This is a genomic window from Desulfonauticus autotrophicus (assembly GCF_055381725.1).
The window spans coordinates 1,722,620-1,742,898 of sequence record NZ_AP042395.1; the positions used below are offsets into that span (position 1 = coordinate 1,722,620).

At 41.4% G+C, this 20,279-nt stretch carries 19 protein-coding genes and 2 pseudogenes; 4 read left to right on the top strand and 17 right to left on the bottom strand.

Annotation, left to right across the window (positions count from 1 at the left end; genetic code table 11):
- Positions 1 to 24: 24 nt before the first annotated feature.
- The 5 genes from ACZ42F_RS09780 to ACZ42F_RS09800 are packed head-to-tail and all read right to left on the bottom strand — an operon-like array spanning position 25 to position 6,219.
- Entirely contained in the window at positions 25 to 2,493 is a 2,469-nt protein-coding gene (locus ACZ42F_RS09780; RefSeq protein ID WP_464278847.1) for a sensor domain-containing diguanylate cyclase, read from the bottom strand.
- Between the two features lies 1 nt (position 2,494).
- Positions 2,495 to 3,460, bottom strand: coding sequence for a polyprenyl synthetase family protein (locus ACZ42F_RS09785; RefSeq protein WP_029968554.1), 966 nt, complete (start codon positions 3,458 to 3,460; stop codon positions 2,495 to 2,497).
- Entirely contained in the window at positions 3,453 to 4,232 is a 780-nt protein-coding gene (locus tag ACZ42F_RS09790) for a 1,4-dihydroxy-6-naphthoate synthase (protein ID WP_029968557.1), read from the bottom strand. Before ACZ42F_RS09790 ends, ACZ42F_RS09785 begins: the two co-directional genes overlap by 8 nt.
- Positions 4,233 to 4,281: 49 nt before the next feature.
- A complete protein-coding gene (gene mqnB, locus ACZ42F_RS09795; RefSeq protein ID WP_464278848.1) occupies positions 4,282 to 4,905 on the bottom strand; it encodes a futalosine hydrolase in 624 nt (207 codons plus the stop codon).
- On the bottom strand, positions 4,906 to 6,219 hold the full coding sequence (locus ACZ42F_RS09800; RefSeq protein ID WP_464278849.1) for a nucleotide sugar dehydrogenase: 1,314 nt from the start codon (positions 6,217 to 6,219) through the stop codon (positions 4,906 to 4,908).
- Between the two features lie 50 nt (positions 6,220 to 6,269).
- Here ACZ42F_RS09800 and ACZ42F_RS09805 point away from each other — a divergent pair, with 50 nt between their 5' ends.
- The gene (locus tag ACZ42F_RS09805; protein WP_464278850.1) at positions 6,270 to 6,467 is read left to right on the top strand and encodes a DUF2065 domain-containing protein; all 198 of its coding nucleotides are present in this window, start codon (positions 6,270 to 6,272) and stop codon (positions 6,465 to 6,467) included.
- On the opposite strand, the gene ACZ42F_RS09810 is transcribed toward ACZ42F_RS09805, so the two are convergent.
- The 6 genes from ACZ42F_RS09810 to ahbB all read right to left on the bottom strand — a co-directional run bounded on the left by ACZ42F_RS09810 (position 6,453) and on the right by ahbB (position 11,050).
- Entirely contained in the window at positions 6,453 to 7,166 is a 714-nt protein-coding gene (locus ACZ42F_RS09810) for a ubiquinone/menaquinone biosynthesis methyltransferase (RefSeq protein WP_464278851.1), read from the bottom strand. The two genes, ACZ42F_RS09805 and ACZ42F_RS09810, sit on opposite strands and share 15 nt — an antisense overlap.
- Positions 7,129 to 7,311, bottom strand: coding sequence for a hypothetical protein (locus tag ACZ42F_RS09815; protein ID WP_464278852.1), 183 nt, complete (start codon positions 7,309 to 7,311; stop codon positions 7,129 to 7,131). Before ACZ42F_RS09815 ends, ACZ42F_RS09810 begins: the two co-directional genes overlap by 38 nt.
- A 188-nt stretch (positions 7,312 to 7,499) precedes the next feature.
- Positions 7,500 to 8,732 carry a hypothetical protein gene (locus tag ACZ42F_RS09820; protein ID WP_464278853.1) on the bottom strand — a complete coding sequence of 411 codons (1,233 nt, stop codon included), beginning with the start codon at positions 8,730 to 8,732 and terminating at the stop codon, positions 7,500 to 7,502.
- Between the two features lie 62 nt (positions 8,733 to 8,794).
- Positions 8,795 to 9,196 carry a cytochrome c3 family protein gene (locus ACZ42F_RS09825; protein WP_464278854.1) on the bottom strand — a complete coding sequence of 134 codons (402 nt, stop codon included), beginning with the start codon at positions 9,194 to 9,196 and terminating at the stop codon, positions 8,795 to 8,797.
- Between the two features lie 123 nt (positions 9,197 to 9,319).
- Complete coding sequence (hemL, locus tag ACZ42F_RS09830; RefSeq protein ID WP_464278855.1) at positions 9,320 to 10,561, bottom strand: glutamate-1-semialdehyde 2,1-aminomutase; 1,242 nt, start codon at positions 10,559 to 10,561, stop codon at positions 9,320 to 9,322.
- 9 nt (positions 10,562 to 10,570) lie between these two features.
- Positions 10,571 to 11,050, bottom strand: a complete 480-nt coding sequence (gene ahbB / locus ACZ42F_RS09835; protein ID WP_035260466.1) for a siroheme decarboxylase subunit beta — start codon at positions 11,048 to 11,050, stop codon at positions 10,571 to 10,573.
- Positions 11,051 to 11,260: 210 nt separating this feature from the next.
- On the opposite strand from ahbB, the gene ACZ42F_RS09840 reads away from it, so the two are divergent.
- From ACZ42F_RS09840 to ACZ42F_RS09850, 3 genes and pseudogenes are all read left to right on the top strand, one after another.
- A complete protein-coding gene (locus tag ACZ42F_RS09840; protein WP_464278856.1) occupies positions 11,261 to 13,417 on the top strand; it encodes a methyl-accepting chemotaxis protein in 2,157 nt (718 codons plus the stop codon).
- 120 nt (positions 13,418 to 13,537) lie between these two features.
- Positions 13,538 to 14,679, top strand: a pseudogene (gene serS / locus ACZ42F_RS09845) (serine--tRNA ligase).
- A gap of 11 nt (positions 14,680 to 14,690) precedes the next feature.
- On the top strand, positions 14,691 to 14,825 hold the full coding sequence (locus ACZ42F_RS09850) for a hypothetical protein (RefSeq protein ID WP_464278857.1): 135 nt from the start codon (positions 14,691 to 14,693) through the stop codon (positions 14,823 to 14,825).
- A 63-nt stretch (positions 14,826 to 14,888) separates the two neighbouring features.
- Here the strand turns inward: ACZ42F_RS09850 and ACZ42F_RS09855 are convergent, their stop codons facing one another.
- The 6 genes and pseudogenes from ACZ42F_RS09855 to ACZ42F_RS09880 all read right to left on the bottom strand — a co-directional run bounded on the left by ACZ42F_RS09855 (position 14,889) and on the right by ACZ42F_RS09880 (position 20,278).
- A complete protein-coding gene (locus ACZ42F_RS09855; protein WP_464280251.1) occupies positions 14,889 to 15,347 on the bottom strand; it encodes an ATP-binding cassette domain-containing protein in 459 nt (152 codons plus the stop codon).
- Positions 15,284 to 16,213, bottom strand: coding sequence for an ABC transporter permease (locus ACZ42F_RS09860; RefSeq protein WP_464278858.1), 930 nt, complete (start codon positions 16,211 to 16,213; stop codon positions 15,284 to 15,286). The genes ACZ42F_RS09855 and ACZ42F_RS09860 overlap by 64 nt, the downstream gene beginning before the upstream one ends.
- A 5-nt stretch (positions 16,214 to 16,218) precedes the next feature.
- Positions 16,219 to 17,037, bottom strand: coding sequence for an ABC transporter substrate-binding protein (locus ACZ42F_RS09865; protein ID WP_464278859.1), 819 nt, complete (start codon positions 17,035 to 17,037; stop codon positions 16,219 to 16,221).
- A 134-nt stretch (positions 17,038 to 17,171) separates the two neighbouring features.
- A pseudogene (locus tag ACZ42F_RS09870) lies at positions 17,172 to 18,328 on the bottom strand (sulfite exporter TauE/SafE family protein).
- 25 nt (positions 18,329 to 18,353) lie between these two features.
- Complete coding sequence (locus ACZ42F_RS09875) at positions 18,354 to 18,860, bottom strand: 4Fe-4S dicluster domain-containing protein (RefSeq protein WP_464278860.1); 507 nt, start codon at positions 18,858 to 18,860, stop codon at positions 18,354 to 18,356.
- A gap of 14 nt (positions 18,861 to 18,874) precedes the next feature.
- Positions 18,875 to 20,278: an NADH-quinone oxidoreductase subunit N gene (locus ACZ42F_RS09880; RefSeq protein WP_464278861.1), complete on the bottom strand. Its 1,404-nt coding sequence runs from the start codon at positions 20,276 to 20,278 to the stop codon at positions 18,875 to 18,877.
- Position 20,279 lies beyond the last annotated feature (1 nt).

Sequence of the window (20,279 nt, forward strand, 5' to 3'; positions counted from 1 at the left end):
CTTAAAAACTCCTCTTTCCTTTTCCTATCCCCAAACTATCTTGTTGCCTCCCTGAGCTTTGGCCTTGTAAGCGGCTTCATCTGCTCGGGAAACCATTTGTTCTCCTGTTTCACCCTCTTTTAACAGGGCAAGGCCAATGCTTAAGGAAAGCTCTCCCTTAAATTCCTTGTCAAAGTCACTTCTAACTCTTCTGGCTATAACCTCCAGAGTCTTTTCTTCCACTTCTGAGGCCAAAAGCACAAACTCATCTCCACCATAACGACAGGGAAAATCTACTCCTTGCCTGGAATTGCGAATCAAAATTCTTCCAAATCTGCGAATAGCCTCGTCTCCTTGCTGGTGCCCATAGAGGTCATTATAATTTTTAAACTTATCCAGATCAAAAAAGATAACTCCTACTTTTTTACCCTGTCTTTTTGCCCTTTGAACCTCTCGTTCTAAAAATACAGCCAGTTGATGTCTATTATAGACCCTGGAAAGATGATCAAAAACAGCCTGTTCCCGAATCTTTTGTTCCAATCTTTTAATCAGAGTAAGGTTTCTCCCCACCAGAAGATAAGTGGCAGACTCTCTAATGGGAGAAATCACTATCTCTAAAGATAAAGTCTCTCCGTTTAAGGCCAGTTTAATCTCAAAGGGAACGCTTTCTTCCAGAATTCTTGGCCCCCAGATAAAGCTAAGGGCTGAGGAAGGAGTGGATACATCAAAAAAGTTTTTCCCCTTAAGATGGTCTAAGGAAGGAGAAGTAAAGAGGATTTGGCCTTCCTTATCCACAGTAAGCACCACATCCTGCATGGAAGAAACCAACACGCTTAAAAAGTTTTTTTGATAAACAATTTCACTTTCTAAAGAGGCTATTTCCTGAATATCCTGCACAATAACCAAAATTTGCTCCACACCTTCCAGGGTAATCCAGGAAGCAGAAAAGTTAAAACAGGGAGACTTTGCCACTTCTGCCTCTGGGCCTAAAGGACAGTAAAGCCTGGAAAAGCTGTTCACCTTTCTGGTCAGAAAATTATCCCACTCTGTCCCCAAATCCAGGCCAATTATGTTGGACAAAATATTTTTAAAACTAAGGCCTCGTAATTCACTTTTTACCTTTAAAGCTTGTTTGGCAAAGGCATTCAACTGCAACACCTTGCCCAGTTTGTTTAAACGAATAATACCCACAGGAAGTAAGTCCAGAACCAGGGCCTTGCCTGAAGTCTCCAGGTGACGATAAAAAAAGTTTTCAAATCTCTGCCTAAACAAAGAAACATACAGCGCAACTTCCTGGTGTAAACTGGCTTCCAGCTTTTCAAAACAAATACATCCAAATTTTTCTCCTTTTACCTCAAGGGTAAAAGAACAGGACTTGGAACATTCTTTAGAAGGAGAAGCAGGTTCATCAGTTCTAGTTAATTTTCCTGCTTTAAACTCAAAAAAAGTTTCCTCTCCTGTAATTGGCGAGCGCAAGGTAATTCTAAAATCCCGAATATTCCACAGCCAGTAAAAATGCCTGCCCAGTATTTGGGCTATTTCTTGCAAATCACTGGCAGTATCTACTTCTTGTAAAAGATGGCTAAAGTTTTGAATCTTTTCCAAAGGAAGGGTATAAAAACAAATCTTTTCCTTGTCTTCTTTAATACTTAAAGTCTCACAAATGGAGTTGACATTGTTTTTAATTGTAGAGCGTAAGTTATTAAATTCCTCCTCTTCAATCTGGGCAATGTTTTTTAAAATAGCTTTTAACTTAAAGAGAATAGAACTATCTTTATCCTCAAACTCTGCCTCTGCCCACAGGGTACCCAAAATAAGGCACTGGATAGCTGCTTCAAACTCTTCTATTCTGTCTACTGCGTGATGGTACTTTATAGCCCCAAAAACTCCATTTAAAGGAAAATTCCAGGATTTAAGCAAGGCCTGAGTAATCTGGGGATGCTCTATTCCCCAGAGCTCAACTTCCCTACGCAACTGGTCCTTTTTCAAAGAAATGAGATTGTCTCCATCATAGCAAATACGGGTAAAGTCTTCTACTTCCTCATCTTCTACGCAACAAATAAGAAATAAACTCAAATCCTTAAGTAGCCCTGCGGTATAGACCTTATCTGCTTCTTTGGGGCTTAGTTTTTGAGCCAACACCTCTCCAGCCACAGCGCCCCAGACTGTTTGTCTCCAGGTGCGAAACTTAAGTACCTCGCAGGTCTGAAATTTAAGGCTTAAATTTTTGTGAAAGGTAACAGAAAGGGCAATCTTTAAGATTTCTTTGGTGCCTAAAATTACAGCAGCTCTTTTTAAGTCCGTAACCTTTTCCTGGAGGCTATAATAGGGAGAATTTATCAAACTCAAAATAGTAACTGTAAGCCCTGGATCTGTAGCAATAATCTTTGCCAGGTTATTAAAATCAGGATTGGCTGAAGTTGCTTCCTGTAACAAAGAAGACATGGCTGGAGGAAAGGTAACAGACATGGCTTCTTTAAGAGAAACTTTTAGTTTAGCAGGTATTCTGGGCATTTTATTTTTCTCTCTCCACAATATAAGTTAAGATGGAATTTAAAATTTCTTTTTCTTTACTTTCTGGAAAAGCTTCCAAACTTTTTCTGGCCTTATCCAAATAAGCTTTGGCCTCTGTTTTTACCCGTTCAGAGATTTCTTTCTCTTTTATGGTCAAAAGGATTTCTTCCAGTTCCTCTTCTTCAAAACTAAAACTAAAAAACTTTTCCCAAAACTCCTCCTGTTCTGCTAACGACAGGGTCTCTACATAGTAAATCAAGGGCAAAGTAATTTTGCCTTCTCTCAAATCTCCCAGCTGAGGCTTTCCCATAATCTCATGGGATTGGGTATAGTCCAGCACATCGTCTATGAGTTGAAAAGCTACCCCTAAATTAAAACCATAGCTTTTAGCTGCCAGGACCAAATCCTCAGAGCCACTTAAAATAGCTCCACACTCACAGGCAGCCTGAATTAAATAGGCAGTTTTTCCGCTGATAATTCTAAAATAGGTTTCTTTATCGATCTTGTTTTTACTAAAGGCAATTTCTTCTATTTCTCCATAGGCTGTAGCTAAAATGGCCTCTGAAACCACCTGAGTTAGCAAGGGATTATTGTATCTGGCTACAATCAAGTTGCCCAAAGCCAAAAGCCCATCTCCAGCCAAAATTGCCCTTTTATTGCCAAATTGAATGTGACTGGCAGTCTGTCCTCGTCTCAATTCTGCTTCATCCAAAACATCATCGTGAATCAAGGTGGCCGAGTGGAAAATCTCTAAAGCGCAGGCCAGGGGATAGACATCTTCTTTAGCATACCCCAAGGCCCTGGCCATCAAAAGCACCAAAAAGGGCCTAAGCCTTTTCCCCCCAGCATTTAAGACATGTTGAGCCACTTCTAAAATAGAAGGAGGAAGTGAGGCAATCTCTTTTGCCAGTACAGCATTAATCAGGGGGATTTCCCGGGCCAGATAGTCTTTTAACTTCTCAAGCATCTACCAGTTTCCTCAAATAATTTAAGGCATCTTGCCCCTTTTTGCCCATATCCCAGGACAATTCATTCACATAGGCCTGGATATGCTCCTCCAGAGTCTTTTCTTCCATTTCCTGGGCAAAGGTCTTTATAAAAGGTATAATTTCTTCTTTACTCTCCTTGGCCCTGTCAAGGCTTTCTTTAATCTTCTCAGCAACCACCCGGGCAAGCTCAGGTTTGGCCAGAATCACGCCCAAAGGCAAGGGCAGTCCTTTGCTTTGCTCTTTCCACCACCTGCCCAAATCCAGAACCAACTCAAAGCCCTTTTGAGCATAAATGAGGGCAGTTTCGTGAATAAGTAGGCCAGCGTCAACTATTTTTAACTGCAGGGCCAGGGGAATATCGCTAAAAAGCATGGGCATTGGAATAAACTCCCTGGGCCAGGCACTTCTAAGTAAGTGATAGGCTGTGGTCAAAAGACCAGGTATGGCTATTTTTCTAATTTCTTCCCTTTTTATCCCGGGCAGGGAAACCAGTTTGGGGCCATGAGTAAGCCCAAAGGCTCCTCCTGTTTCTAAAATCTCATACTTATCTTTAAGTTTAAGGCCCTGCACAGCTGAAACCTTTACCACATCCACTTCGCCTTGCCCAGCCAGGTTATTCAAATCCTCAATATCTTCAAAGATAAAACGGGAACTTCTATTTTTGATATCTGGGACCAGGCCCAAAATCCAGGGTCCAAAGATAAAAGTATCATTGGGGCAGGGAGAAATGGCTATATTTAATTTTTCCACTCTTCAAAAATCTCCTTATAAAGCTGATGCAAAGACCTAAAAGCACCCTTTAAGTCCCAGTCTTTTTTTCTCTACTGCCAACTATGTTAGATAAAGTTCGCACTTCCAAAAAAGGAATGCCATAAATAAGAGCAGTATAAGCCAGGGCAAAGCCTTCCATGTTTTCTATTTCTACTCTATACTCTTGAGCTAAAAAATCAGCCCTTTCTCTAGAACCTGTTACTGTGGAAACAGTAAGGCTACTTACCCTGGGATAAGCTAAATCTTTACCCAAAACCTTTAGTCCCTTATCCACTTCCAGGAAAATTTCCTGCTCTATATTTTCCTCTGCCCACAGGGGAAATTTCAGTAAACTTCTCTTTACCTTTCCTTTTACTTCCACGCCCAATTCCGGCCAAACCTCGCGTTTACAAAGCACTGTTTCTCCCAGATTATAACCACTGGAGGCAAAAACTCCAGCAATCCCCAGATTAAGAATCAGGTCATAAGTTTTTTTACTCAAAAGTTTACTTAAAAAAAGAGCACTGTTTAGAATTGTAATTCCAGTAACCAATACCTCTACTGTCAAGTGCTTTTGTTGCAAGGTAAAAACTTCTCCCTGCTTGGCAGCTAAAGAAGTCCCAAAAAAACTTTCTGCTTCTTTTAAAGTAGCAAAGACTAAAAGTAAATTCACTTACAATCTCCAGTAAGTAAGGCCATAGCTCTTAAAAGCAGAATAATCAAATCTGCCCTTCACATCTATCAACACACCTTTAGCAGGGTCTTTAAATTTTGCCACCAGATCTTCTGGTTTTAGCTTTTGGTATTCTCTATGATTTACAGCTAAAATAAGGCCGTCCAGATTGGTTAAACCATCTAAAGAACAAAGTTTTAAACCATATTCCTGCTCTGCTTCCTCTGGACAGGCCAGGGGGTCGTGTACCACCACTTCCAGGCCAAAGTCCTCCAGCTCCCTTATAATATCCACCACCTTAGTGTTTCTCAAATCAGGCACATTTTCCTTAAAGGTAAGTCCTAAAATGCCAATCTTACCCCTACCCAAAAGACACTGTTTGCGCACCAGAAGTTTGACCATCTTTTCAGCCACAAACTTGCCCATAAAGTCATTTATCCTTCTTCCAGCTAAAATCACCTGGGGATGATAGCCCAGAGACTCTGCCTTAAAGGTAAGATAATAAGGGTCTACGCCAATACAGTGCCCACCTACCAGGCCAGGTCTAAAGGGCAAAAAGTTCCACTTGGTGCCTGCTGCTTCTAATACCTCCAGAGTATCAATCTCCATGCGGTCAAAAATAAGTGCCAATTCGTTCATCAAGGCAATGTTCAGGTCACGCTGGGTATTTTCAATTACCTTGGCTGCCTCAGCCACTTTAATGGAAGAGGCCTTATGAATGCCTGCTTTTACTACCTGACCATATACTTGAGCCAAAAGCTCTGTTATCTCTGGAGTCTGCCCGGCCACCACTTTGACAATGGTCTCCAGGGTATGTTCCTTATCCCCTGGATTGATACGCTCTGGAGAATAGCCTACCCAAAAATCCTGTCCACACTTAAGCCCAGAATATTTTTCCAGCACAGGCACACACTTTTCTTCAGTAAGCCCGGGATAAACCGTGGACTCATACACCACCACACTCCCTTGAGGAAGATGTTCTCCCACCAGCTTGCTTGCCCCTAAAATGGGCCTTAAGTCTGGAATGTGCTCTTTATCAATGGGAGTGGGCACAGCTACAATAAAAAGTCTGGCCTTTTCTAAGTCTTTGGGGTTAGCACTAAAAAAAGCTCTACTCTTTTTTAACTCTTGCTCTTCCACTTCCTGGGTACTATCTTTACCCTGACTTAGCTCTTCTACTCTGAATTTATTGATATCAAAGCCAATGACTTTAAAATGCCTGGCCAGAGCAATGGCCAGGGGCAAGCCCACATAGCCTAGGCCAATGACTGCTATTGCTTCTTTTTGGGCTATTAAATTTTTAAACTCCAACATTTCTTTACTCCTGGACTTTTTTTTCAACTCTGATTAAAGGCATAACTCCTATGCAAATCAACTGGGAATTATTCTTTTCTGCTTTGGGACTGGCCTTTGTCTTTGAAGGCCTGCCCTATTTTTTGTGGGCGGAAAAAATGCCCTCTTATCTCTCTTTTTTAGCCAAGCAGCCACCCCAGAGTTTACGCAAAATGGGGCTTATTTCCATTTTAATTGGGCTTCTTATTGTATATTTAACCAGAGGCTAATTTTTCTCCCTTATGAATATAAACTATCCCTGAAGTTAGAGGAAAATAGTCTATTTTTCCAAAACCAGCCAATTTTAATTCCCTGGCCAAATCACTGGCCAGGGGAAATTCCTTTACTGTCCTGGCCAAATACTCATAAGCAGGCCTGTCTTGAGAAAAAAAACCACCTATAAGCGGTAAAATTTTAGTTAAATAAAAATTGTAAAGTCCTTTCCAGATTCTTTGCCGCCCACTGCCAAATTCCAGGATAAAAAATCTTCCTCCTGGCTTTAAAACCCGTAAAATTTCTTTATAAGCCCTTTCTCTGGGATTGATATTGCGAATACCAAAGGCAATACTCACCACATCAAAGGAATTGTCCTTAAAGGGTAAAAACCTGCCATCTCCCTGCAAAGGACAAATTTTTCTCCCCACCTTAGACAGCTTTTTTTTGCCTGCCACAAGCATCTGAAAGGTATAATCCACCCCCATAACTCTTATCCGGGCCTCTTTATTTACAAGGGCCAACCCCACATCATAGGTACCGCAGGCAAGGTCTAAAACCCGCATCCCGGGAAAAGGATCAATGCTCTGCACCAAACGCCTTCGCCAATAAAAATCCACACCCAGACTTAAAAAATGATTTAAAAAGTCATAGTTAGTGGCAATACTGGCAAAAAGCCTATCTACTGGAGTCTTGTTCTGAAGATGTTTGTCCACTGGAAGTAGTGATGGTTTCTAATACATGCTTGTAAATGGTGGAAAAATACTCTGGAAAGTTGGCAGGAGAAATTCTGCCCACTTCAATAAACTTGACCACTATTTCCTTGGTTACTTGCAAGGCTTGTTTTTCCAATTTTTCCATATAGTTACCTCAAAAATTAAAATCCGCCCGGAAGGGGGGAAGTGGCCTTGACCAAGCTAAAAGCTTAATCTTGCCGGGCGGCAAAAGAGAAGAATCCTTGAAACCCTCCTCTTTTAAGCCTTAAAAATAACTGCTTTTAGGAAAATAGTCGAGAGGAAAATAGCCCCTTCTTTCTCCAGAAAGAGGGGCTATTTTTTTCTTTTAGCTAAAAGATTGGCAATCTCTTCGCGAATGACCCTGGCTGCTTCTAAAGGAACCTGCTTGCTTACAAATTCTTCCAGTTCCAGGCGCATTTGTTTGGCTAAATTCTTTAAGTCTTCTCTGGTAATAAAATCAGAGGTATCCTGTGATTCTGCTTGTTTTAAAGCAGTATTTAAGTCCTTTTCCAGGGCTTCTACCAGTTCAGCACTAAAATTCTTAAAGGTTTCTTCTAAGCTCAAAACCTTCTTTTCTGTCTGCTCTACTTTTGCTGCTATTTCAGCTTTCAATTCTTCTGGGTCAAACTCAGATATTTTTTTATCCTCTTCCAGGGATTTGTTTTCTTCCAGTAAATCCAGCTTATTTTTTACTTCTGCAAGCTCGCTATTAATGGGCTCTAACTTGGCATCCAGAAGCCCAACCAGTTCACTTACTTTTTGCGTAAGCTCGGCAACCTCCTTGCCTACAGCTTCCTGAACCTTTTGCTCTACCAAAGCCTTAATCTCTTCTTCATTCCAGCTAACTTCAGGAGTAGACTCTGCTGGTGCCACTCCTTCTTCTAAAGAAAGCTCTTCTTCTGGTTCTATTTCTGGTACTATCTCTTCTTCCTCTCTTACCTCTGTATCCACCTCTGTTTCTTCTAAAGAGAGGGAAGTTAAGTCCTCAGCTAAAGTTTCTTCTACTGCCTCACTTTCCCTAACTGGCTCCAACTCTTCTTGCTCTAAAGGTGCTTCTTCAGTCCCTTCTGCTTCCTCTGGGATTTCTAAAGCCAGTTCTTCTTCTTTCTCCTCTTCTTCCTGTTCGGCCATAGAACCTAAATCCAACTGGGCATCTACTTCTTCTGGACTTATTTCTTCTGTTGAAGTTTCTTCTGGCTCTTCCAAAAGAGGTTCATCCTCTGGCAAAAAGCTCTTGATTTCCTCTTCTTCTGATTCTTCTGGCAAATCCTGTTCGCTTTCTGGCTGGGGTTCTTCTTTTGCTTCTACTTCTATTTCTGAATCAAAAAGGTCGTCAAAATCCAGCTCATCCTCGTTTTCTTTGCCACCTTCTTCTACCTCTTCTTTCTCTTCTGCAGAGGTAAAAAGGTCATCTAAGTCAGAATCAAAATCTTCTTCTTTCACCGCTTCTTCTTTGGGAAAAGAAATTTCCTCAGCAATGGGCTCTTCTACAATGTCTGTAAGTTCTATAATTTCTTCTTCTAAACTTTTTTCTTTTTCAGCCATCTAGGGCCTCCCAAAAATTAAAAAGGGGAAGCTTTTTTTGCTTCCCCCTCCCCACAGTTTAACTATTTCTTAGGATGGCAACCATTACAAGCAGTAGGACCAGTCTCTTTACCAGCCTTCTTTAAATCTTTATGGCAGCCTTTCATACACATATCATGGTAAGCATTGTAATAATACTTGATACTCTTCTTATCTTTTCCTTTAGCCTTAAAAATATCATGACAACCAGCATCAGTACATTTTTTGATAGCAGCCTTACCATCCCATTCATGGTGACACTTAGTGCAATCAAAGGCAGCATGTTCAGCGTGAGAAAACTTTACAGGAGCTTTCTTGGCCTTTACTCCAGCAGGAGCCTTCAACATAATATCTCCTTTAGGAGCATCTACTGCCCAAAGATTGGGGATGAGAAACAAGCCAGCTACCAAGGCAGCCAATACCCCAACTAACCAAGACCTCTTCATAAAAATCACCTCCTTCTTTAAAAAGTAGTTTGTCCCAAAAAGAACAAATTCTCCTTTCTATTTAGGTTAGGAGAAAATCCAATGTCAAGTAATCTTTTTAAAATTCTAGTTTATTAGCTGCCTCTAAAGTTTTTCCCACTCTTTCTCCGTATGACTAAAGGAGTTAAAGCTGGCTTCAAAGGCAGAAGGAGCCAGGTATATACCTTGAGTGCGCATCTGTTGATAAAAGGAGACAAAAAGCTCCTGATTGCTTTGCTTTGCTCCAGCAAAATCCACCACCTCCTGGTCTGTAAAAAAGAGGGTAAACATGGAGCCAATAAGGTTTAAACGCACTGGCACGCCTTTTCTCTGCAAAATCTCTTGCAATCCCAAGGCCAGCTTTTCTGTATTTTGGGCAAGTTCATTATAATCTTTATTTTTAAGCTCCTTTAAAGTGGCAATGCCCGCACTCATAGCCAGGGGATTGCCAGAAAGAGTACCTGCCTGATACACAGGTCCTTCTGGAGCAATGTGTTGCATAATCTCTTTCTTCCCACCATAAGCCCCTACAGGCAGGCCTCCACCAATAATTTTACCCAAACAGGTAAGATCCGGGTCAATATTAAAATAACCCTGCGCTCCACTATAGCTTACCCTAAAACCAGTTATCACCTCGTCAAAAATAAGCAAGCTGCCGTATTTTAGAGTAATTTCCCTCAGTCCTTCTAAAAAGCCTGCTCTGGGCAAAACCACTCCCATATTGCCAGCAACAGGCTCCACAATTACCGCAGCAATGTCCTGGCCATGCTTTTTAAATAAATCCTCTACCTGGTCTAAGTCGTTGTAGTTGGCCAGAAGGGTATGGGCTACTGTCTCCTCTGGCACTCCAGGAGTCCCTGGAATGGAAAGGGTGGCCACTCCAGAGCCAGCACTGGCCAAAAAACTATCTGCATGACCATGATAACAGCCAATAAATTTAACCACCTTATTGCGCTTGGTATAACCCCTAGCCAGTCTCAGGGCACTCATGGTAGCCTCTGTACCTGAATTGACCATTCTCACCATTTCCACCCCAGGCAAGGCTTCCACTACCAGTTCAGCCAGTTCTATTTCCAGTTCACAGGGTGCTCCAAAGCTGGTTCCCTTTTCCAGGGTAGCAAGCAGGGCTTCTTTTACTCTGGGATGAGAGTGCCCCAAAATCAAGGGGCCCCAGGAAAGCACATAGTCAATAAACCTTTCTCCTTCCGCAGAATACAGATAAGGTCCTTCTCCTCTCTCAATAAACAAAGGGTCTGTCTGGACGCTAAGACAGGCCCGCACAGGACTGTTTACTCCTCCAGGAATAAACTTTTTTGCCTTTTCAAATAGCTCTTTGGACTTTTGCATTGGTTCCCCCTAAAAATACTCCATAGATATTTTTTTTAGCTCCTTTATGCTTTCTAAGACCTCAAAATCCTTTATACCAGTTAGTTTGGAAAGCTCTGCAATGACCTGCTTACACTCTTCTTCTGAGGTAGCGTGAATCATGGTATAGAGGTTATAAGGCCAGGAAGGATAGGTAATGCGCTCATAACAATGGGTAATCTCCTTTCTGGAGGCAAATATCTTCCCCACTTCTTCCACGCGCTCCCCAGGTACCTTCCAGGCCACCATGGCATTCTGGTCATAACCTGCCTGTTGGTGCCTTAAGGTTGCTCCAAACCTGCGAATATATCCTTTTTCCTTTAACTTTTTTAGCAAATTAAGAACTACTTCCTCTTTTACCCCTACTTTTCTAGCTATCTCCTGAAAAGGAGTGGGACTTAAAGGAATATCTCCCTGAACTTCCTTTAAAATAGCTAACTCTTCATTAGAAAAATCCAAGGAATAGCGCAAAACAAACCTCCCTTCTCAATTTCTCTCTCTCATAAACAAGACCTGCCCAAGAGGCAAGCTGGAATGCTTAAAGCAAAAACAAAGAAATTTAAACCTAACTGCAAACAAAATAACAACCTGGTTATCTTATCTTAAAAAAATTAAAATAATTGCCTTTAAAAAATATTTTTTTTAATTTTTAACAACTAGTTTAAAAAAGGGGAGGAGAGAATGCTTAAAAACCTGCCACTCAAGCTAAAACTTCTTTTAAGTTTTCTGGGAGTAAGTCTGGTTGTTTTGTTAGTAGGTCTGGTTGGTATAAAAGGTTCAAGGGATTTAAGCGGGCAAATTGAAACCCTAGGTACCTTAGAATTACAAAAGGTCGAACACTTACTGAAAATTAAAGTGGAATTTACCAATTTTAAAGAAATAGTTGCCTCCTTTTTAAACCCTAATCTGAAAGATAAAGAAAGGGAGCAACTTTTTGAACAGCTTAAAACAATTAGAACAAACTACTCTGCCTCCAAAGAAGTTTATGCAAAACTTATTCAAAATACTCAAGAAAAAGAAGAATGGGAAAAATTTTTAGCTGCTTTAAAAGAGTGGAAAAGTGTAGATGACAGATTCTTTGCTCTCGCCCAAAAAGTAGAAGCAAGTAAAATCAAAAACCCTCTAGAGTACTGGGCAAAAATAGAAAGCTATCAGGGCTATCACTATCTACTTCTCAATAAAACCCAGAGAATGCTTTTAACCTACCGTAAATTTAGTGAAGGACTAACCCTGCAAGACTGTCCTTTTACCTCCTGGCTAGAAACTCAGCTTAAGACTTCTAACCCAGACCTAAAGAAAATTTTACTTGCCGTAAAAAATGCTCATAGACACTTTCACCAGTCTTTAGCCAAAGTAAAAGCAGCGTTTATTCAGGGAGACTTAAAAAAGGCCATCTCCACCTTTCGCAACCAACTCTACCCTCAAAGTGAACAGCTTTTTCTCCATCTCCAGCAACTCATTGCCTTTAGTAAAGAGATAAAAGATACCTATAATCAAATGCTTGTCTTCAGAGAAAAGGAAATAAAACCCAAAATGGAAAAAACCTTTTACCACCTAAACAACCTGGTAAAACTGGTGCTAAAGGAAGCCAATTTAGAGGTAAAAGAAGCTCAAACAACCACTAAAAAAGTATTTATGCTTATTTTAGGTGGAATCCTTTTGGGTATCATTTTAGCCCTAGTATTAGGCGCACTTTTGGGTAAATTAATCCTTTCTCCTCTAAAAAAGAGTGTGGGGTTTGCCCAGGAAGTAGCTAAGGGCAATCTCCAGGCAACCATTAGCTTAGACCAAAAGGATGAGATTGGCCTTTTGGTGCAATCTTTAACTCAAATGTTAGAGGCCTTAAAAGATAAAATAAAGGAAGCAGAGCACAAAACTAAAGAAGCAGAGCAAGAAAAAGAAAAGGCTGCTTCAGCCTTAAAAGAAGCCCAGGCAGCCAGGGAGGCAGCTGAAAAAGCCAAAAAAGAAGGCATGTTAGAAGCTGCCAACCAAATAAAAGAAGTGGTCAATAGCTTAAGCACAGCTTCAGAAGAACTTTCTTCCCAAATAGAGCAGACTCTAAAGGGCGCAGAAATGAGCAAAAACTTGGTAGCAGAAACCGCCACTGCCATGGAAGAAATGAACGCCTCTGTTTTAGAAGTGGCTAGAAATACTTCTGGCGTGGCTAAAGATGCAGAGGACTCTCAAGAAAAGGCTAAGGAAGGAGCGCAAATCGTAAAACAGGTAGTGGAAAGCATTACTGAAGTCCAAAACAAGCAGGCCAAAGAGTCTAAAGAAAACCTGGGTCTTTTGAGCTCTAAAATACAAGAAATTGATAAAATCATTAATGTTATTGAAGACATAGCTGACCAGACCAATTTACTGGCCTTAAACGCTGCCATTGAAGCAGCCAGGGCAGGAGATGCGGGTAGAGGTTTTGCCGTAGTTGCAGATGAAGTAAGAAAACTGGCGGAAAAGACCATGTTAGCCACCAAAGAAGTGGGCGAGGTAATTACAGGTATCCAGGAAAAGGCCAGGGAAACCGTACAAAGCGTGGATGTGCTTACTCATTCCATAAGTGAAGCCACAAAACTGGCAACTACTTCGGGAAAGGTTCTGGAAGAAATAGTTCAGCTTTCTTTAAATGTTGCCCATCAAATCCAAACCATTGCCACAGCAACAGAAGAACAATCTGCTACCAGTGAAGAAATCAACCGCAATATAGCTGAAGTAAGTCAAATCACAACTGAAGCCACTAAGGCCATGCAGGAGTCTTCCAGGGCCTTGCTGGAACTGGCTAAGTTGGCCCAGAACCTCCAGGGTTTAATCCAGAAAATGCAAGAAGATTCCAAAAATTAAAAAGGGAAGGGAAATTTTCCCTTCCCTTACTAAAACCTTGAAATCCAGCTTAAAAAGTGAAAAGATAATTTCTTCTCTTTGTTAATTTATGTATCTTAAAAAGTTAAAAAAGGGGCGCCCATGTTAGACTTAAAATTTATCCGTCAAAATCTTGAATTGGTAAAAGAGAGTTTACGCAAAAGAAACACAGATTTCCATTTAGAAGCATTTATAGACTTAGACAACAAAAGACGAGAAATCATTCAAGAAGTAGAAGCCCTTAAGGAAAAACGCAATCAAGCTTCCAGTAAGGTGGCAGAAAAAAAACGAAAAAAGAAGATGCCAGCGAGCTTATTGCTGAGCTAGGTCAACTTTCCTCTCGCATCAAAGAACTGGACACTTCCTTAAAAGAAATAGATGAGCAGGTTCACGGCCTCTTACTGCAAATCCCCAACATTCCCCATCCCAGCGTGCCTGAAGGCAAGGACGAAGCAGACAACAAAGTAGTTAAGACCTGGGGAGAAATTCCTCAATTTGACTTTGAGCCCAAAGAGCACTGGGAAATAGGAGCCTTTTTAAATGGTTTAGACTTTCCCAGAGCAGCCAAGCTCACTGGTAGCCGCTTTGTGGTCATGTGGGATTGGGCTGCCAAACTGGAAAGGGCCCTTATCAACTTTATGCTGGACTTGCACACCCAAGAACACGGCTACATAGAAGTCCTGCCACCTTTTATTGTCAACAACCACTCCATGCAGGCTACAGGCCAATTACCCAAGTTTGCTGAAGACCTCTTTAAACTGGAAAATTTAAACTATTACCTGATTCCCACAGCTGAAGTGCCTGTTATCAATCTACACCGTGAAGAAGTCATCCCTGGAGAAAACCTTCCCTTAAACTACACCGCCTATACCCCTTGCTTTCGCTCAGAAGCAGGCTCCTATGGTAAGGACACCAAAGGCATTATTAGACAACACCAATTTGACAAAGTGGAGCTAATTCGTTTTGTGCGACCAGAAAACTCTTATGCTGAACTGGAACAATTGGTACAACAGGCAGAAAAGGTGCTCCAGCTTCTAGAACTTCCCTATCGCATTGTGGTGTTGTGTACAGGAGATTTGGGCTTTTCTGCAGCCAAAACCTATGACCTGGAAGTCTGGCTGCCCGGTCAAAACAAGTATCGGGAAATATCTTCCTGTTCCAATTGTGAGGACTTTCAAGCCAGAAGGGCCAATATCCGTTTTAAGGACAAAGGGGAGAAAAATTCAAATATCCTCACATCTTAAACGGCTCAGGTTTGGCTGTAGGCAGGACTCTGGTGGCCATCCTGGAAAACTACCAGCAGGCAGATGGCAGTGTAGTTATACCCAGGGTACTAAGGCCCTATCTGGGAGGTCTGGAAAAAATCACACCTTCCAAAAATTTCTTCTAGAAAGTTGACTCAAAACTTAAAAGGGGTCCCTGGGTTTTGCTAAGTCCAGGAACCCCTTTCTTTTTATTTTATTTCCAGGGGAAATTTATAAATTTGCGAACTAAAAGCGCTCAACCAATCCCAATCATGGCTGACCACCACAATAGTCATCTTTTCCTTTTCTTGCAAAGAAGTTAAGGCCCTTCTAATAAGGAAAGTATTTTCTCCATCCAGATTACTGGTGGGTTCATCTAAAAGTAAGACTCTGGGCTTACAGACAATCCTGCTGGCCAAAGCAACCCGTTGAGCTTCTCCTCCTGAGAGTTCAAACCATTTGCGCTGCCCAAACTTTTTGGGCTCCAAGGCAACCAGTTCCATTGCTTCCAGGACCCTGGCTTCTATATTTTTTTCCTTTCGCACCTGAAGAGGATAGGCAATGTTTTCAAACACGCTCCGTTTTAAAAGATAGGGAGTTTGCTCTAGCAAAGTAACCTCTTTGCGCAGGGAACAAACATCCCTGGCCCGTTCTCCAAAAAAGAAAATTTCTCCCTGTTAGGGAAGAGTAAAAAGGCAAGTAGCTTTAAAAAAGTACTCTTGCCACTTCCATTGGGACCAAAAATGCCCAGGCTTGTCTCTTTGGGTAAAAACAACTCCCTTATCTGCAAGACTTTCTTCTTATTATAGGCAAAAAGGATATTTTTTAGATAATAACTATAATTCATGGGCCCTTCTTCGAAAAAGGCTAACACCAGGTTAACCAACAAGGCAATAACCAGCAAAACCAACCCCAGAGCAATCCCCATTTCAAATTTGCCCTTGTTGGTTTCCAGGGCAATGGCTGTGGTAATGGTGCGAGTATACCACTTGATATTGCCGCCCACCAACATGGAAATGCCTACTTCAGAAATAATACGGCCATAGGCCATGGCTGCTGCAGTAAGCAGACTAAATCTGGCCTCCCACAAAGTGGTCAAAAGCACCTGTCTGGGATTGGCGCCCAAAGTGAGCAAGGTAGACTTAAGCCTTTTGTCCAGGTTTTCAATGCCTGTGGCTGTAAAGGCTATCACTATGGGCAGGCCTAAAAGGGTTTGGCCGATAATTATAGCTGAAGTAGAAAATAAAAGCCCCCACTCCCCCAAAGGACCTTGTCTGGATAAAAAGGCATAGACCAGAAGTCCAATCACCACAGTGGGAAAGGAGAGTAAGGTCTCTACCAACACCTTACATACTCTTTGGCCAGGAAAGGAGTAATAGCCCAGTCCAAATCCCAAAGGCAAGCCTAAAAGCAAACTGGCCAGAATAGAGCCAGTAGAGACCTTAAAAGAAGTCCAGATGGCAGAATAGGTCTCTGCATCCAATGAATAAAGTAGATAAAAAGCTTTTTTTAGCCCTTCCAGTAAATAATCCATAAAGTTTAGTTGGCCCTGGCATTGGGAATAAAAAGCTGTTTACCCAATAACCTGAAACTGGCAATCTTTTTTTGTACAGGTTTAGAAGTAAGCCAGGCAATAAACTTTTGGGCCAATTTAAACCTGGCCTGGGGACAAACTTGAGGATTTACGGCAATTACACTGTACTGATTGAAAAGCTCCTTATCTCCTTCTACTAAAATCTCTAAAGGAGGATGATTTTTATAATTGTCACTATACTTTATATAGGTTCCCCTGTCAGTAAGGGTATACCCGCCCAGCTCGCCTGCAATCCGCAAAGTAGCCAGCATCCCCTGCCCAGTCTCTCTATACCAGTTACTTTCAGGCTTAAAAGAACTTATCTTTTTCCATAAAAAAAGCTCCTTTTTATGGGTGCCAGAATTATCTCCCCGACTAAAAAATAAAGCCCTTTGCTTCTCTATCCTGGCAAGGGCCTGTTCAATGGAACTACCCTTGACCCGGGCAGGGTCATTTTTAGGGCCTACCAGCACAAAATCATTGTACATTACAGGAATACGCTTCACTCCATAGCCCTTTTGAATAAACTTAAGCTCTGCCTCCTTAGCATGTACCAGCAACACATCTACATCACAACTTTCTCCCAGCTTTAAGGCCTTACCTGTACCTGTAGCTATCCACTTCAATTCAATACCTGTATCTTTTTTTAAATCTGAAGCCAGATAGTCCAATAAACCTGTATTGTCTGTAGAAGTGGTAGTGGCTAAAAGTAATTCCTGCGCCAAAAGATTGGAAGAAAAAAATAAAAAGAAAAATCCCCACAACCAAAAAAATACTTGACCCATTTTTTCTACCTCCAAATTAATGGGGACAAATATTATCTTTACCTCTTATTTGTGTCAATATTGACATAATAAAATCTCAAAAAAAAGAGCCTGAAAAACCAGGCTCTTTTTTAAAAGTATTTTCTTCTTCTGGATTAAAAAGGAGGCAAAATACTGTAGCCCAAAAATCCCTTGGTGGTATACCTGATACCTACGTAAAAAGCCAAGACTACAAAAAGTCTCTTTAACCAGATATCAGGGATATACTTGGAAGTTCTGGGTCCAATCACAGAACCTACTACAATACCCAAAAGCTCCACACCAATCAAAGGCCAGAAGATGGGAGTGCCTTTTACTACCATGTAAGAAAAGATACTGGTAACCATACCAATTAATACAGCCAGAGCAGAAGTACCTGCAACCAGATACATGGGAAGGCCAGCCACACTGGTTAAGAAAGGTACCAGGAGGAAACCACCGCCAACACCCAAGAAAGAAGCAATGGCAGCGATAAAGAAACCACCAATTACAGGAATAATGGGATTAAAGGAAAACTCAACGCCATAGAAGGTAAAAACTACTCTGGTTAAGGAGAAAGATTTTACCTTTACGCCCAGCTCACTTTCGTCAACTTTGGCGCCTTCTTTTTGTTTTTTTACTGTTTCCTGGAAAGCCTTGGCAGCTTCTTTAGCTTTCTTCTTTTCTCTTGCCCAGTGGGAGTGGTTTCATAAAAAAGATAACAACCCAGGAAAAGTACAAACAAACCAAAATAACCAATATACTGCTTTAAAGAAATTTTACCAGCAGTGATTACAGGTACCAAATAACTACCACTAATGGAACCAATAGCCAGAGCCAAGCCCAAAGGTAAAACCAATCTACCCATCTTCCAGTAGTTAAAGGAAGAAATAGCAGCACTGGTACCTACCAACCACTGGTTAGACACACGAATAGAGTCTGTAAGCACCTTATTTAAGGCAGGAGAAGTTTTCTTAAAGGTAGAAGCATAGTTACCTAATCCATACACAGTGATATGGCCTACACCAGCCATAATTCCACCAAAGGCTCCTACTGTGGAAAAAATCCAGCCTACCCAAATGGCCCAGAAGAAACCAACAATCAAGTTAATCTGAGGTGCACCTGGGATTCCCAGATATCCCTTGGGAGCATTGGGATCAATCATCCCAGCTCCACTTCCCTGAGGGGCCTTAGCAATAGCATCAGCCAGCCTATCTGCCCATACTGGATTACTGGCTAACACCAAGAGGCCCAAAGCCAGCAAAGACAACAAAACTACTCTCTTCCTTAGCATAACAACCTCCTATTTATAAATAAATTTACAACTTCCCTTGTAAAAGTACCTTTTGAGCAAACTGTTGCCTGGTAAACCTGGAGGCCAGATTAGGCCTTACAAAAGTAAGGGCCCTGGTGGTGCAGGCAGACACGCAAGCAGGATCCAGACCCTGATCTATCCTATCTTTACAAAGATTGCACTTAATTACCTGGCCATTTAGCTCATCCCATTGAGGCACTTTCCAGGGACAAGCCAAAACACAGGCCTTACAACCCACACAAAGACTTCTCTCCACATAAACAATTCCATCTTCCCTTCTGGTCATGGCACCAGTGGGACAGGCAGAAACACACCAGGGATTTTCACAGTGAAAGCAGGGTAAAAACATGGAAACATAACTGGGTTTGCCCTGTTTTTCCACTGGACCCAAGCTTACCAGTTGCCCCAGCTTTGCCCCTGGTGGAACCTTGTTCTTGACCTTGCAATGGACCTCGCAGGCCTTACAGCTAATGCACCTCTTCTGATTTAAGTGAATAAAATACTTACTCATAATCTATACCCCTTTTAAGGTGTTAATTGGTTAACCGCTTTTATCAAAAAACTCAATAGATTTTGCGGAATAAGCCCAAAAAAAACTATAGCTATTCCCAAAAGACAGGCTACCAACCTAGAATTTAAAGAAATGTCAAGCCTATTTTCCTCTGGCTCCTTGGTATAAGCAAGTCTTACCAGATTGAGATAGTAAAAAATAGCCAGAGCAGTGTTTAAAGCAGCAATTATTACCAACCAATTAAAACCATGCCCCCAGGCAGAAGTCAACAGGAAAAATTTGCCTGAAAAGCCAACAGTGGGAGGAATACCAGCCAGACCAAAACTTGCTGCTGCCAGCACAAAGGCCAAAAAGGGCTCCCTTTGAGCAAGCCCTTTTAAATCCTCCAGAGTAATATTTTCTCCCTTCTGGCTGAGCAAAGTAATCACCCAGAAAGCAGCCAGGTTCATTACCAGATAGGCAAAACTATAAAAGGCAGCTGCGCCCAGGCCCAGCTTGGTGCCTGCTACCAAACCCAAAATAATAAAGCCTGCATGAGCAATAGTAGAATAGCCCAGCAATCTTTTTACATCTCTTTGCACCAGGGCCAAAAGATTACCAAAGGTCATGGACAAGGCTGCCATTATACCCAAGGCCAATTTTAAGTTAAAATCAGGACTTAAAGCTGCCAATCTAATCAAAACCACCATGGCTCCAAGCTTAGGCATGGTAGCAGCAAAGGTAGCTGTTTCATTACTACTGCCTTCATAAAGGTCAGGACTCCAGAAATGAAAGGGAAAAAGGGAAAGCTTGTATAAAAAACTGAGCAAAAACATTCCTAACCCTAAAATGGCCAGGCCAGCTTCAGACCACTTCCAGGACTCCTGCAGCAAAATAGCCAAATAGGTAGTATGTTTGCTCGCTAAAATGTAGGAAACCCCATAAAGCCCCAGGGCTGTAGCCAGGGCACCATAAAACATATACTTAACCGCACCTTCTACTGCCCTTGGATCCTGATTGCGTAAAGGTACCAGAACATAAAGGCTATAAGAAGTAAGCTCCAGGGCAATATAAATGGTAAAAATTTCCACTGCACTGCTTAAAAAGAGCAATCCCAGAGAGCTCAATCCCATAAAAAGATAATACTCCGCCCTTATTTCCTGAGACAGGGTTTTATTTTTTAAAGAATTTAAAACGCAAAGGGTCAATCCTAGATAAGTCAGAAATTTAAAAAACTGACTTAAAAAATCTATTTTATAAGTTCCTAAAAAAAGAACCCCATTAAATTTAAAGGAAAAGATGGAAATAAATATCCCTAGAAAAGTGGCATAGGGAAGCCAGTTTACTTTTGTGCTTTTAGCTAAACTCTGAACAAACAAAATAAAGATAATAAAAAGCAAATAGATTTCTGGACCAAATAATATAACTTTTTCCAACAAG